General features: G+C 58.1%; 14 protein-coding genes. 4 read left to right on the forward strand and 10 right to left on the reverse strand.

Annotated elements, in window-relative coordinates:
• Positions 1-4 precede the first annotated feature (4 nt).
• The gene (locus ACR0DH_RS09915) at positions 5-415 is read left to right on the forward strand and encodes an MAPEG family protein (protein WP_480544365.1); all 411 of its coding nucleotides are present in this window, start codon (positions 5-7) and stop codon (positions 413-415) included.
• Positions 416-484: 69 nt separating this feature from the next.
• A complete protein-coding gene (gene lpdA, locus ACR0DH_RS09920; RefSeq protein WP_480544366.1) occupies positions 485-1,873 on the forward strand; it encodes a dihydrolipoyl dehydrogenase in 1,389 nt (462 codons plus the stop codon).
• 21 nt (positions 1,874-1,894) lie between these two features.
• Here the strand turns inward: lpdA and ACR0DH_RS09925 are convergent, their stop codons facing one another.
• The gene (locus tag ACR0DH_RS09925) at positions 1,895-2,473 is read right to left on the reverse strand and encodes a TetR/AcrR family transcriptional regulator (RefSeq protein ID WP_480544367.1); all 579 of its coding nucleotides are present in this window, start codon (positions 2,471-2,473) and stop codon (positions 1,895-1,897) included.
• 103 nt (positions 2,474-2,576) lie between these two features.
• Between ACR0DH_RS09925 and ACR0DH_RS09930 the strand changes: the two genes are divergently transcribed.
• Complete coding sequence (locus tag ACR0DH_RS09930) at positions 2,577-3,170, forward strand: NAD(P)H-dependent oxidoreductase (RefSeq protein ID WP_480548535.1); 594 nt, start codon at positions 2,577-2,579, stop codon at positions 3,168-3,170.
• A 9-nt stretch (positions 3,171-3,179) separates the two neighbouring features.
• Here the strand turns inward: ACR0DH_RS09930 and ACR0DH_RS09935 are convergent, their stop codons facing one another.
• Genes ACR0DH_RS09935 through ACR0DH_RS09950 form a run of 4 tightly spaced genes read right to left on the reverse strand, consistent with a single transcriptional unit; the run spans position 3,180 to position 6,085 of the window.
• Positions 3,180-3,785: a pyridoxamine 5'-phosphate oxidase family protein gene (locus ACR0DH_RS09935; RefSeq protein WP_480548533.1), complete on the reverse strand. Its 606-nt coding sequence runs from the start codon at positions 3,783-3,785 to the stop codon at positions 3,180-3,182.
• Entirely contained in the window at positions 3,772-4,512 is a 741-nt protein-coding gene (locus tag ACR0DH_RS09940; protein ID WP_480548531.1) for a lysophospholipid acyltransferase family protein, read from the reverse strand. Before ACR0DH_RS09940 ends, ACR0DH_RS09935 begins: the two co-directional genes overlap by 14 nt.
• Complete coding sequence (locus ACR0DH_RS09945) at positions 4,512-5,411, reverse strand: cell division protein FtsX (protein WP_480548529.1); 900 nt, start codon at positions 5,409-5,411, stop codon at positions 4,512-4,514. The genes ACR0DH_RS09940 and ACR0DH_RS09945 overlap by 1 nt, the downstream gene beginning before the upstream one ends.
• On the reverse strand, positions 5,408-6,085 hold the full coding sequence (locus ACR0DH_RS09950; RefSeq protein ID WP_480548527.1) for a cell division ATP-binding protein FtsE: 678 nt from the start codon (positions 6,083-6,085) through the stop codon (positions 5,408-5,410). Before ACR0DH_RS09950 ends, ACR0DH_RS09945 begins: the two co-directional genes overlap by 4 nt.
• A 182-nt stretch (positions 6,086-6,267) precedes the next feature.
• Here ACR0DH_RS09950 and ACR0DH_RS09955 point away from each other — a divergent pair, with 182 nt between their 5' ends.
• Entirely contained in the window at positions 6,268-7,026 is a 759-nt protein-coding gene (locus tag ACR0DH_RS09955) for a zinc-ribbon domain-containing protein (RefSeq protein ID WP_480548525.1), read from the forward strand.
• A gap of 5 nt (positions 7,027-7,031) precedes the next feature.
• Here the strand turns inward: ACR0DH_RS09955 and ACR0DH_RS09960 are convergent, their stop codons facing one another.
• The 5 genes from ACR0DH_RS09960 to argH form a co-directional block, all read right to left on the reverse strand.
• Complete coding sequence (locus ACR0DH_RS09960) at positions 7,032-9,563, reverse strand: TIGR02302 family protein (RefSeq protein ID WP_480548928.1); 2,532 nt, start codon at positions 9,561-9,563, stop codon at positions 7,032-7,034.
• Positions 9,564-9,611: 48 nt separating this feature from the next.
• On the reverse strand, positions 9,612-10,877 hold the full coding sequence (gene lysA, locus ACR0DH_RS09965) for a diaminopimelate decarboxylase (protein ID WP_480548523.1): 1,266 nt from the start codon (positions 10,875-10,877) through the stop codon (positions 9,612-9,614).
• A 71-nt stretch (positions 10,878-10,948) separates the two neighbouring features.
• Complete coding sequence (locus ACR0DH_RS09970; protein ID WP_170535788.1) at positions 10,949-11,098, reverse strand: hypothetical protein; 150 nt, start codon at positions 11,096-11,098, stop codon at positions 10,949-10,951.
• Positions 11,099-11,143: 45 nt separating this feature from the next.
• Complete coding sequence (locus tag ACR0DH_RS09975; RefSeq protein WP_417750407.1) at positions 11,144-11,329, reverse strand: argininosuccinate lyase; 186 nt, start codon at positions 11,327-11,329, stop codon at positions 11,144-11,146.
• Positions 11,326-12,714, reverse strand: a complete 1,389-nt coding sequence (gene argH, locus ACR0DH_RS09980) for an argininosuccinate lyase (protein WP_480548521.1) — start codon at positions 12,712-12,714, stop codon at positions 11,326-11,328. The genes ACR0DH_RS09975 and argH overlap by 4 nt, the downstream gene beginning before the upstream one ends.
• Position 12,715: the final 1 nt, after the last annotated feature.

The raw sequence follows: 12,715 nt of genomic DNA on the forward strand, positions 1-12,715 counted from the left end.
AAGCGTGACCCCTGAACTCACAGCCCTGACATTGGCCGCACTTTTGCAGGTTGTTCAGTATGTGGTGATGGCAGTCCCCGCAAATTTGGAACTCGGACCCGGCAAGACCACGTCTGCTCGCGACCGAAGCCGGTTGGGCGGCGGGTTAGAAGATCAGCTTTCGGAAAAAACAGCGCGTCTGTACCGCGCGTTGAACAATCACTTCGAAGGGCTGATCCTGTTCGCTATCGCCTGTGTCGTCGTCACACTCAGCGGATCAACCGGTGGCTTCACGACCACCTGCGCGTATATCTATCTGACTGCGCGCGTCCTGTATGTGCCAGCGTATTACTATGGCCTCAGACCCTGGCGCACACTGATCTGGTTGGTCGGATTTCTGGCCACAACCCTCATGCTTTTGGCGGTGTTATTGTGACCCCGCTGTTGTACAAATTGTTCATAGGCCCAAACCCTGTGACAGCCCGACTTCTCAAGGAGATCCCTCATGGCAAACTATGACGTCATCGTAATCGGAGCAGGCCCCGGCGGCTATGTCTGCGCCATCCGCTGCGCCCAGTTGGGCCTGAAAACCGCCGTGGTCGAAGGACGTGAGACGCTGGGTGGCACCTGCCTGAACGTGGGCTGCATCCCATCCAAAGCGCTTCTGCATGCCAGTCATCAATTGCACGAGGCCGAACATAACTTTGCCAAGATGGGTCTGAAAGGCAAAAGCCCCTCGGTCGATTGGAAGCAGATGCAGGCCTACAAAGAAGAGACAATTGAAGGCAATACCAAGGGCATCGAGTTCCTGTTTAAGAAGAACAAGATCGACTGGCTAAAAGGCTGGGGCTCGATCCCGGCTGCCGGCCAGGTTAAGGTGGGTGACGAATTGCACGAAGCCAAGAATATCATTATCGCTTCGGGCTCGGAACCGGCTTCGCTGCCTGGCGTCGAAGTGGATGAAAAGGTTGTTGTGACCTCGACCGGTGCGCTGTCTTTGGGCAAAATCCCCAAGAAAATGGTCGTGATCGGCGCGGGTGTAATCGGCCTGGAACTGGGCTCGGTCTATCAGCGTTTGGGGGCTGAGGTCACGGTAATTGAATTCCTCGATGTGATCACTCCGGGCATGGACCCCGAGGTGCAGAAAACCTTCCAACGTATCCTGAAGAAGCAGGGTCTGAAATTCGTGATGGGGGCCGCAGTTCAGAAAACCGAGGCCACTAAGACAAAAGCCAAAGTCACGTACAAACTGCGTAAAGATGACAGCGAACATGTGATCGACGCAGACGCCGTGCTGGTTGCCACCGGGCGCAAGCCGTTCTCAGACGGTCTGGGGCTGGATGCTCTGGGCGTCGAAATGACACCGCGTGGTCAGATAAAGGTCGGTGCCGACTGGCAGACCAACGTGCCCGGTATTTATGCCATCGGCGACGTGACCGAAGGCCCAATGCTGGCGCATAAGGCCGAGGATGAAGGCATGGCCGCAGCCGAACAGGTCGCGGGCAAGCATGGTCATGTCAACTATGGCGTCATTCCGGGTGTGATCTACACCTGGCCCGAGGTCGCCAATGTTGGCGAGACCGAAGAGACGCTGAAAGAACAGGGCCGTGCCTACAAAGTTGGCAAGTTCATGTTCATGGGCAACGGTCGCGCCAAGGCGAACTTTGCCGCCGATGGGTTCGTCAAGATTCTGGCCGATAAGGAAACTGATCGTATTCTCGGCGCACATATCATCGGCCCGGCCGCAGGTGATCTGATCCATGAGGTCTGCGTGGCGATGGAGTTTGGTGCCTCTGCCGAGGACCTCGCCCTGACCTGCCACGCCCACCCGACCTATTCCGAAGCCGTGCGCGAGGCTGCACTGGCCTGCGGTGACGGACCAATCCACAGCTAACGCTCATGACCCCGGCCGCGATCAGCGCGCTGGGGTCAGCCACGCCTCCAGATATGTTTCCAGCCGATCTGTAAATGTCGTCGCAGAATGCAGCGCGCAGAATCTCAGAGACATGGCCTGAATCGCAAAAGCCTGCACGCCCTCGGCCAATAGCTCTGATGGCACATCCTTGCGCATCTCGGTGGCATCAAGCCACATCATCACCACGCGGAAATACCGCTCAAAGCAATAGGCGATGGGCCCGATTTCAGCGATAGCGGTTGCACCTGAATATCGGATCAAAAGATCGAAGACATACCTCTCGGACGTCATGAAACTGTGAACCGGTTCAAGGGCGGTGATGATCTCGGCGACGGTTCCTGGCTTTGGCCCGTTGTCAGCCTGATCCAGACAGGCATTCAATTTGTCCGCGATCATGATCTCCATCAACGCATCTTTGTCGCGGAAATGGGCGAAGAAAGTGCCTTTGGCAACGCCAGCCAGTTGCACCACCTCCTCGACCCTTAAGGCCTCGTATCCGTTTTTCTGAATCAACTCTTCCGATGCTGCCATCAGGCGGGCGCGGGTTTTCAGTGTGCGTTTCTGAACTGTCTTTTGCATGAGCCCAGATTGCATATTTTTTGACCGCGGTCAAATTTATTATTGACCGTGGTCATTTTTTGATTCTATAAGATGACCGCGGTCATTTTTTAGGAGAAACCCAATGCAACCGAAGAAAATTCTGATCCTGGACGGGCACCCTGGTAAAAACAGCCTGTCACGCACCTTTGCGCAGACATATGGCGACGCGGCACGCCAGAATGGTCATGACGTGCGCGTCGTTCACCTAAGCGATCTTCAGTTTGACCTGGATTTCGGTCAGGGCAATTACCATGATTTCAAACCCCTCGAACCCGAACTGGAACAGGTTCTGCAAGATATTGAGTGGAGCAATCATCTGGTCCTGACTGCGCCTATGTGGTGGGGTGGATTGCCTGCGAAACTAAAAGGGCTGATCGACCGGATGTTCATCCCGGGGCGCACTTTCGACACGCGCAACACGACGAAACTCGGTTTTCCAGCCCCGATGCTGACCGGGCGTACTGCGCGCGTAATCCTGACCTCGGATACGCCCGGCTGGTTCATGCGCTTGATCTATCGCCAAGCGCTTATCCGTCAGGTGCGTGATCAGATATTGGGGTTTGTCGGCTTCAAACCAACGAAGTTCACATACTTCGCAGGTGCCAGCTATCCAAAAGCCGGCAGCGTCGAGCGCTGGATTTCGAAGGTTGAAAAAATCGGGGCGGCGGCGGTTTGATCGCGATGCCTACCACATCGTTTTGGCGGCGCGCGGAGCCCATTCCTGATCATAATGTGCGCCGCCTTCCTCATCGTCCGACGCTTCGGCAAGGATCTCTCCCACCGTTGGGAGACCTTGGGATTCATCTTCGCTTGACCAGGTTTTAGCCCGCATCAGCGCACGGGCGCATTGCGTGTAGACTTCCTGGATGTCAATCACGATAACGGTCGCTGGGCGTTTTCCGTGCTTTTCGAAGCGCGCGCGCAAATCGTCATCAGCCGTCAGCCGTGCCGACCCGTTCAAACGCACCACATTGTTCGAACCCGGCACAAAAAACATCAACGACACGCGCGGGTCACGCACGATATTGCGCAGCGAATCCAAACGGTTGTTTCCTCGCCAATCCGGCAGGGCCAGCGTAGCGGGATCCAGTTCCAGAACCACCGGGCCATCGTCACCGCGCGGGCTGCCATCTACGCCTTCCGGGCCAACCGTACTCAGAACGCATAGTCGGGACGCCATAATCCACTTACGATAAAGCGGCGTAAGCTGTCGCACCACCTTACGCAAAGATGGCGCGCCCGGTGTGCCGTAGAGCCCTTCTAACGTGCTTAGATCGTCAATGAACTGCATCCGGATCAAACCCCACTTCTTGCATCAGCGCGTCAGAACGTGTTTCGATTACGTTTTCTAGACGTTCCAGAAATTCTTCGCGTTCTACACCGGGCTCAATGGGTTCAAGGAAGTCTACAATCGCAAGGCCCGGCTTGCGCATGAGACCCGTACGCGGCCAAAACACGCCCGCATTTGTCGCCACAGGGACACAGGGAAAACCCAACCCTTCGTACAAAACGGCAGTGCCAACTTTGTAAGGTTTCTTGGCCCCCGGTGCGACGCGGGTGCCTTGCGGATAGATGACCAGCTGACCGGGTTCGGTGAATTCTTTAGCGACGTCCTTGACCATCTTGGCCACTGCGGCGCCCTTCTTGCCCCGGTTCACGGGAATACAGCCCAAACGGCGCGCATACATCCCGATGATCGGGGTCCACAACAGCTCTCGCTTCATGATGAACTTGCCATGCGGGATAGCGTTGAAGATCATAATGATATCGAGAAAGGATTGATGCTTGGCACCGATTACAACCTCACCTGTCGGCGGTGTTCCGCGTACTTCGCTGCGAATACCCACCATCCAGCGCGCCAGCCACAATGTGCTGCGCGCATAGGTTTTGCAGGCCCTTGATGCCCCCTGTTTTGAAAAAATCGCATAGGGCAAAAATACGATGCCGAGGATCAGCATCCAAAAGTAGATCACGAACATAAAGACCAACGAGCGGACCCATTGAACAGCCTTGGACATCAGGAAAGCTCCTTCAACTTGCGGCGCGCAGCGGTCCAGGTCGCGAAGAAAGCGACAATGGCACCCAGAATTGGGATCACCACCGGCAGCGCCCAATCCGTCCCCTGAAATCCGACGCCGGACAAGAACCCTCCGGCATCCGAGGCTTCGGGCAATAGCAGAACACCGATCATGCCCAGCATTGTGCCGACCGCCGCACCGAACAGCGCGCGATAGGTGAACCGACGCACAAAGGCGCCCGCGATGAATCGGTCGCGCGCACCGACCTGACGCAACACTTCGATGATCTGCGCATTCGCCGCCAGCGAGGCATTGGCCGCTAACGTGATCATGGCAGCTGTTGCGCCTCCGATCAGCAGGATCGAAATCCACCCAAGCCGCCGCAGGGACATGGCCGCGTCCACCAAAGGTTCGCGCCATCGTGTGTGGTCGTCCAGTACGGCACCCGGCACTTCAGCCCCCAGGCGCAGGCGCAAGCCAGCAACATCCAGCCCAGGCTCGCCTTCGACAATCTCGATCAGCTGCGGGATGGGTAGCGTGTCCAGTGGCAGGTCCGGCCCAAACCAGGGCGACAGCAACGCCGCCTGTTCTTCAACAGTCAGGGCACGGGCTGATGCCACACCCGGTGTCTGGTTCAGAACGGTCAGAGCGGCCTCGGTCTGGGCGGCCAGTTGTTCAGCAGGGGCGTTGATCCGCAGCGTTGCCGCCCCGGCCAGTTCCGAGGCCCAGCGATCCGCGATCCGGCCCGAGGCCAGACACAAGGCCAACGCAAAAACCGTCAGAAAGGCCATCGCGCCAGAAACAAACAACGTCAGATGAGCGGTATAACCGGTGGGTGGCACCACCCGATCGGCGCGGCTGTCGCGGCGCAGCAGGTTTCGGATGTCACCCTTGCTCATAGATCGGCCCCCGCCAGCTGCAACCGGCGTTGCGAAATACGCAGCACGCGGGCCTGGACCTGGCTTTTCGCGGCGCGGATCAGGCTTAGATCATGGGTGGCGATCAGGACGGTTTTGCCCATTTTGTTCAACTCGACCAGCAAGCGCAACAGACGCTGCGACATCTCCCAATCCACGTTTCCCGTGGGTTCGTCCGCCAATACAACATCGGGTGACAGGATCAGGGCACGCGCCAGTGCGGCACGTTGGCGTTCACCTCCAGACAATTCGGGCGGATGTGCTTCAAGCCGCGAACCTAACCCGACCCATCCAAGCAATTCTGACAAATTGCTTTTTTCCTCGGCCTCGGCGCGGCCCGAAACCATTAGCGGCAAAGCCACGTTTTCTGCCAGGGTCATGTGATCAAGGAACTGACAATCCTGATGTACAACACCGATCCGGCGGCGCAGCAACGCCATCTCATCACGGTCTAAGGCTGAAACATCCTGCTCAAAGGCGCTCAGACGCCCCGACGTTGGCAACAACGCGCCATAACACAGCTTTAGAAAAGTGGTTTTGCCCGCCCCCGATGGACCCGTCAGAAAATGAAACGAGCCCGGCTGCAATTGCACCGAGACGTCACTCAGCAATTCGCCGCCACCATAGGTGTAGCTGACATTCTCCAGCTCGATCACACGTGTCCCCTTTATTATGCTGCTCTTCTTGCCCGAGCGCGAATGTGGTTTCAATGCCTGTACCGAGTCCAATTGGTGACACTTGGACCCTGAAACCGAAATCGCGCTTTGCTGTTGGGTCTTAACGGAATAATATGCCTGAAAAAACTATTATCCGCCGAATTGCCGGCCGGGGAGGCAGCATGCGTCTTACATGTCCGAATTGCAGTGCCCAATATGAGGTGCCAGACGAGGTCATCCCCGAAGAAGGCCGCGATGTGCAATGTTCCGCCTGTGATCAGACATGGTTTCAGGCGAAATACCCCGCCGATGAAACACCTGAAGCAGCTGGGGTGGAAACCACCGAACTGAAGGCCAAGCTCTCTGAGCTCGAGACGTCGACACCTGAGGAAGAAGACGACACAGGCAGTGACAGATCTCCGGTCGAGGAAGCCTTTTCCGACCAGGAGACGGAAGTGGCCAAGACTGAAACCAAGACGTCCGGAAATATCGACCCCTCTGTCGCCGATATTCTTCAGGAAGAGGCCGCACGAGAATCCGAACTCAGGGCGCAGGAAGGCAGCAGCCTTGAAACGCAGCCTGATCTCGCATTGGATGTCGCACCAATTCCAAAGGTCGAACCCAAAACGCCAACCGCGTCAGAAACATCCGAAGATGCCGGTCAGAAAGAGGCGTTGCCGGATGTTGAGACCATCAACTCCAGCATGTTGGCCGAAGACCCGGATGCCGCGCAACCAGCACGCAAATCCGGTGGCTTTGTACGCGGGTTTGCATTGGTTCTGATCATCGCGGTGATCCTGTATCTGATCTACGGCAATGCGCAGCAAATCAGCGAAGTCGTCCCACAGGCGGATCCAGTGCTGAAACCCTACGTATCGCTGATCGATCAGGCGCGTATCTGGCTTGAGGCACAGGCCGGATCAGGCGCATCACAGAACTGACGGCCTCAGAACCGTTCCAGCAGCCGTTTCAGGTATTCCAACTCAATCGTAGGCCGGTCGGTTTCTCCGGTCCGGCGGCGGATTTCATCCAGCAGCTCACGCGCGCGGCGGTAAACATCTTCGCCTTGCAACAGATTGTCATCCGTCGAGATGGACCCCGCAGCGCCGGGGTTTCGACCCAGTGGATCACGGTTATTCGCTTGGGCCTCGCCTTCCTGCGCACCTTGACCGGATTGGTTTTGCTGGTTCTCGGCCAACGCCTCACCAAGTGAGCGCATGCCTTCGCGCAGGGCTTCCATCGCTTCGGATTGACGATCTATCGCCTCGGCCAAATCATCGCCGCGCAGGGCTTGTTCGGCCTCATCCATGGCCCGACCCGCACGGCCCAGCGCATCGCGGGCGGCTTCGCCTTCCTGCGTGCCGGCACCCGGCAGGCCCTGTTCCTGACGCCGCAACTCATCGCGCAGCGCCTGTTGACGATCCGCCAGACTGCCCTGACCGGATTGACCTTCACCAGCCTGATCCGAATCCTGCCCCTGACCGCCCTGTCCTTCGTGGCTTTGACCCCGACCCTGACCACCATTGCGACCTTCGTTGCCCTGGCTTTCACCGGCCTGCCCGCCCGGGTTGAATTGTTCCTGCAAATCGCGGAAGGCCTGATCGCTCAGACCTTGTTGTTCGCGCAATGTCTCGGCTAGACCTTCCATGGCCTGTTGCCCCTCGGACTGGCCACCTTGACCCTGACCTTGGGTGACACGCATGTTTTCCATCATCTGCTGAAACTCTTCCAGCGCCTGCTGGGCTTCGGCCATGCGGCCCTGTTCCATCAGTTCTTGAATGCGGTCCATCATGGCCTGCAGATCATCCTGCGACATCTGCAGCGACTCGCCATTTTGCCCAGACTGACGTTCACCATCTTCGCCATTCTGTTGCGCCAGACGCTGCAACTGTTGGAGGTAGTCCTGCGTCGCCTCGCGCAGCTCCTGCATCAACTCTGCAATCTCTTCATCGCTCGCGCCATTTTGCATCGCCTCGCTTAGGCGTTCCTGCGCGCGGCGCATCCGCTCAAGTGCATCGGCCAGAGTGCCGTCTTCGATCAGCACCGCCAGATCCCACAGGGCTTGCGCGATTTCTTCCTGCTGAGGCTGCTTCAACCCGTACTGATTAAAGGTCTCCAACCGACGTAATAACACGCGCAGTCGCAGATAGGCCGTATCCGAGCGGAACAGACCCTCGGGCTGATGCGAAACTGCCCGCAACACCTGAGCGACCCGTGCGCCGTTCTCGCGCGACCAAAGCAGATCGCGCCGTTGTTCGATCACAGCAGCCGCAAGCGGATCAAAGAACCGGCGCGCAGGCAAGAGGGTCAGATAGGGTTGCGATTCCGATTGCTGATCCGCCGCATCGCGCGCCATCAGCGTTATCCGCACCGGCAGATGCGCCCATGGATGCTGCGAGAAGTCTTCAATCAAGTCTTCGGTAAAATCAGCCCGGTCGCCGGTGATGGGCATGGGCAATTCAATCTCGATCACCTCGCGCGGCTCAGGTTCGGTGGTCAAACCATACCGGCGATCTACGGCGTCCAGATCAAGTTCGATCAGGGCAGAGCCAGAGACAACGCCATAGTCGTCACTGGATTGAAACGGCAGCTTCATCTGCCCGCCCGCTTCGGCCTCGGCCCGACCTGCCACGTCAATGGTCGGAGGGGCATCGCCAATCACGTCAACAACCCAATCCCGGCCTGCAGGTCCTTCGATCCGCAATTGCCCCGATTGAGTGACAACAAAATCCTGTTCTGGTTCAGTGGCAGCTTCGGTTCCAGTGACCGAACTTGTTTCGGTCAGGCTGTGCGCACCAACCTCACCATAAAACCTCAAGGTCACACTACTGCCTGCAGGCACGGACAGAGCGGGCCCCGATTGATCGGCAAGATAGAGTGTTGGCAGGCCGGTATAGCGCGGTGGCTCAACCCAGCCCTCCCAGGTTGGTCCCTGCCCCGCGACCGCTGTTCCCGGCGTCATCTCGGCGACGGAGCCAATGCGCCATAGCGATCCGAACAGCATGGCAACAACCAATGCCAATAGAGCGGCATAGCGCAGGGCGTACGGATCGCGCGAAGCAAGGCGCAGATCAGGTTTCACTGCCTCGGCCTGAGAGACGCGCTGCGCCATCCGTGCCTTGTGCGCATGCCACAAAGCAACTGAATCCGCATCCGTCTCCCCAATGGCCTGGTCATCGATCAACGCCTGAATAGGGCGTCCGGGCAATGCCTCGTCCAAGCGGACAAGCGCCTCAGAGCGCGTCGGCCGATGGAATCGCCGAATCCCAACAGCCGCAGCCACGCTCAGCGCGATCAGGCTGACTGCACCTGCGGCCCAGACAAATTCAACGCGCACTTGATCCTGAAGGCCCAACATCAAAGCAGCCAGAACAGCCATCAAAATCGAGAAAAACGGCCAGAATGCGCGCAAAACCTGCTCGGCCAGCATTCCTGCATGGGTCAGCCAGAGCGAACGTTTTGGTATCGGCAGTTTCATTTTATCGCGCAATGCGGGCCTCCTGATCGGGCCCTTACGCTGATTGCGTCAAAGCCACGTAGGTATGGTATCGCGGTTTATGATTTCGTCAAAGCTTGGGCGTTCACGAATAACTGCAAATTGATCCTCATGCACCAGAACCTCGGGGATCAACGGCCGCGTGTTGTATTCACTAGACATCACCGCGCCATACGCACCGGCACTGCGAAACGCCACCAGATCACCCGCTTCAAGCGGCGGCATGTTGCGCTGTTTGGCAAAAGTATCGCCGCTTTCGCAGACCGGGCCCACGATGTCATAGGGCTGCTGTTCAACCCCGGCAGCGGGTTCCTGAACAGCAATAATGTCGTGATACGCCTCGTACATTGCCGGGCGGATAAGATCGTTCATTGCGCCATCAAGGATCAGAAAATCCCGACCCTCGCCGGATTTCACATAGATCACTTTGCTGACCATCAGCCCGGCATTGCCTGCGATCAGACGTCCAGGTTCGATCTCGATTTCACAATCCAAATGTCCCAGCGTCTTCTTGATCAGCGCGCCATATTCGACAGGCAGCGGTGGCGCATCGTTCGAGCGCGCATATGGAATGCCCAAACCGCCCCCCAAATCGAGGCGGCGGATATTGTGCCCTTCGCCCCTTAATTGTTCGGTCAGCTCGGCGACCTTGGTATAGGCAAGCTCAAACGGCTCCAGCTCGGTCAATTGTGACCCGATATGAACGTCAATCCCAATCACCTCGAGCCCCGGTAGGCTGGCGGCCAGCGCATAAACCTCGGATGCGCGCGAGATCGGAATGCCAAATTTGTTTTCGGACTTACCTGTCGCAATCTTGGCATGAGTCTTCGCATCCACATCCGGGTTCACCCGGATTGTGATCGGCGCAACCATCGCCAGCTCTGCCGCAACCGCGCTGATCACCTGCATCTCGGGTTCGGATTCCACGTTGAACTGGCGGATGCCGCCGGTCAGGGCAGTCCGGATCTCATCTGCCGTTTTGCCGACGCCTGAAAACACGATCTTATCGCCCGGAACGCCTGCAGCCTTGGCCCGCAGGTATTCTCCGCCTGAAACAACATCCATCCCAGCGCCTGCCTGTGCCAATGTCTTCAGGATGGCCTGATTGCTGGCCGCTTTCATCGCGTAGCAAACAAGGTGATCGGTTCCCTCAAGCGCATCATCAAACAGCTTGAAATGACGCAGCAAGGTGGCTGTTGAGTAGACATAGAACGGGGTTCCGACCGCGGCAGCGATTTCGGAGATTGGGACATCCTCGGCGAAAAGCGCGCCGTCGCGGTAGAGAAAGTGATCCATATCTGCGCGCTTAGACCAAAACGGCCCCCCGGTTCAATGGATTCGGGCGCTTAAGAGCCCCACGCAGCTATTTAGAACTCGGTCGAGACCCCGGCACGTGCATAGCCGGATACAGAAATGCCGGACTGTTTTGGCTCTGGCTTAGGATCAGGGCGCGACGCAGATGTGGATTCGCACGCCGCCAAAACGGCAAGCGTTAGAACTAGGCCGATGGTTCGCATATGCCGTTCTCCTCAGGCTCGGTGCTAACGGTGTTGGGTTTCGGATCAGACACCCAGATAAAGGCCGAGGCCGCCTTTGCGTAGGCCAACGCCTCCGCCAACATGTGTCCCACTGGATCCGACGCCAACACCCAGGCTGGCGGTCGGCTGAACAGGTTCGCCATCGGCACCACAGGCTGCCAAGGCAAAACCGGTCAAGATCAGCAGAATGACCCGAAACATACGCATCATACCAACGCCTTCCATCGTTTGATCTGAGCCCGCACCTGATCAGGCGCAGTCCCTCCATAAGATTGGCGCGAGTTTACCGAGTTTTTAACGGTGAGGACAGAATAGACGTCATCGGTGATATCATCGTGGACCGATTGCATGTCTTCCAACGACAGATCCGGCAGGTCGCTGCCCTTGCTTTCGGCCATGGCAACCAGCGACCCGGTCACATGATGCGCATCGCGGAACGGCAGGCCCAGCACCCGGACCAGCCAGTCGGCTAGATCGGTCGCGGTCGAAAAACCAGACCCCGCAGCGGCAGCAAGGCTATCGCGGTTGGCGGTCATATCCTTGACCATGCCTTCCATCGCGGCCAGCGCCAGCATCCAGTTGTCGGCGGCGTCAAAGACCTGTTCCTTGTCTTCCTGCATATCCTTGGAATAGGCCAGCGGCAGGCCCTTCATCACCATCATCAGCGCAGTGTTCGCACCAAAGATGCGGCCAACTTTGGCGCGGATCAGCTCCGCCGCGTCGGGGTTTTTCTTCTGCGGCATGATCGACGAGCCGGTCGAGAACCGGTCGGACAGCGTCACAAACCGGAATTGGGCCGAGGACCAGATCACCAGTTCTTCGGCAAAGCGCGACAGGTGAACGGCGCAGATCGAGGCAGTGGACAGGAACTCTAGCGCGAAGTCGCGGTCACTGACGGCATCCAGCGAGTTCGCGGCAGGGCGGTCAAAGCCTAGCGCTTCGGCCGTCATGTACCGGTCGATTGGGAAAGATGTCCCAGCCAGCGCAGCGGCCCCCAGCGGGGATTCGTTCATCCGGGCGCGCGCGTCACGCACGCGGGACAGGTCGCGACCAAACATCTCGACATAGGCCATCATGTGGTGGCCCCATGTTACCGGCTGCGCGGTTTGCAAATGGGTAAAGCCCGGCATGACCCAATCCGCCCCGGCCTCGGCCTGCGCCAAAAGCGCGCGGATCAGAGCCAGAATGCCGGTTTCTGCCGCATCCAACTGATCGCGGACCCAGAGTTTGAAATCGGTCGCCACCTGATCATTGCGCGACCGACCCGTGTGCAGACGGCCTGCGGGTTCACCGATCACCTCTTTCAGGCGCGCTTCGACATTCATGTGGATGTCTTCCAGCGCGGTCGAGAACTGAAAGTCTCCGTTTTGGATTTCTGACAAAACGGTGAGCAGCCCTTCCCGAATAGCCTGCGCGTCACTATCACTAATAACGCCTGTGGCGGCCAACATGGCGGCATGGGCGCGCGAGCCTGCGATGTCCTGGGCTGCCATCCGCTGATCGAACCCGATCGAGGCATTGATTGCCTCCATGATCGCGTCTGGACCGGCGGCGAAGCGGCCGCCCCACATCTGGTTCGAGGATTGATCGGTCATG

Source organism: Ruegeria sp. I1 (assembly GCF_056532675.1).

What these genes read in the sequence shown, in the direction of transcription:
- ACR0DH_RS09935 (WP_480548533.1), bottom strand. Translation starts at nt 3,785, where the DNA reads ATGCAGTTCATTGACGATCTAAGCACGTTAGAAGGGCTCTACGGCACA.
- ACR0DH_RS09925 (WP_480544367.1), bottom strand. Translation starts at nt 2,473, where the DNA reads ATGCAAAAGACAGTTCAGAAACGCACACTGAAAACCCGCGCCCGCCTG.
- argH (WP_480548521.1), bottom strand. Translation starts at nt 12,714, where the DNA reads ATGACCGATCAATCCTCGAACCAGATGTGGGGCGGCCGCTTCGCCGCC.
- ACR0DH_RS09940 (WP_480548531.1), bottom strand. Translation starts at nt 4,512, where the DNA reads ATGTCCAAGGCTGTTCAATGGGTCCGCTCGTTGGTCTTTATGTTCGTG.
- ACR0DH_RS09970 (WP_170535788.1), bottom strand. Translation starts at nt 11,098, where the DNA reads ATGCGAACCATCGGCCTAGTTCTAACGCTTGCCGTTTTGGCGGCGTGC.
- ACR0DH_RS09975 (WP_417750407.1), bottom strand. Translation starts at nt 11,329, where the DNA reads ATGATGCGTATGTTTCGGGTCATTCTGCTGATCTTGACCGGTTTTGCC.
- lpdA (WP_480544366.1), top strand. Translation starts at nt 485, where the DNA reads ATGGCAAACTATGACGTCATCGTAATCGGAGCAGGCCCCGGCGGCTAT.
- lysA (WP_480548523.1), bottom strand. Translation starts at nt 10,877, where the DNA reads ATGGATCACTTTCTCTACCGCGACGGCGCGCTTTTCGCCGAGGATGTC.
- ACR0DH_RS09955 (WP_480548525.1), top strand. Translation starts at nt 6,268, where the DNA reads ATGCGTCTTACATGTCCGAATTGCAGTGCCCAATATGAGGTGCCAGAC.
- ACR0DH_RS09930 (WP_480548535.1), top strand. Translation starts at nt 2,577, where the DNA reads ATGCAACCGAAGAAAATTCTGATCCTGGACGGGCACCCTGGTAAAAAC.
- ACR0DH_RS09945 (WP_480548529.1), bottom strand. Translation starts at nt 5,411, where the DNA reads ATGAGCAAGGGTGACATCCGAAACCTGCTGCGCCGCGACAGCCGCGCC.
- ACR0DH_RS09960 (WP_480548928.1), bottom strand. Translation starts at nt 9,563, where the DNA reads ATGAAACTGCCGATACCAAAACGTTCGCTCTGGCTGACCCATGCAGGA.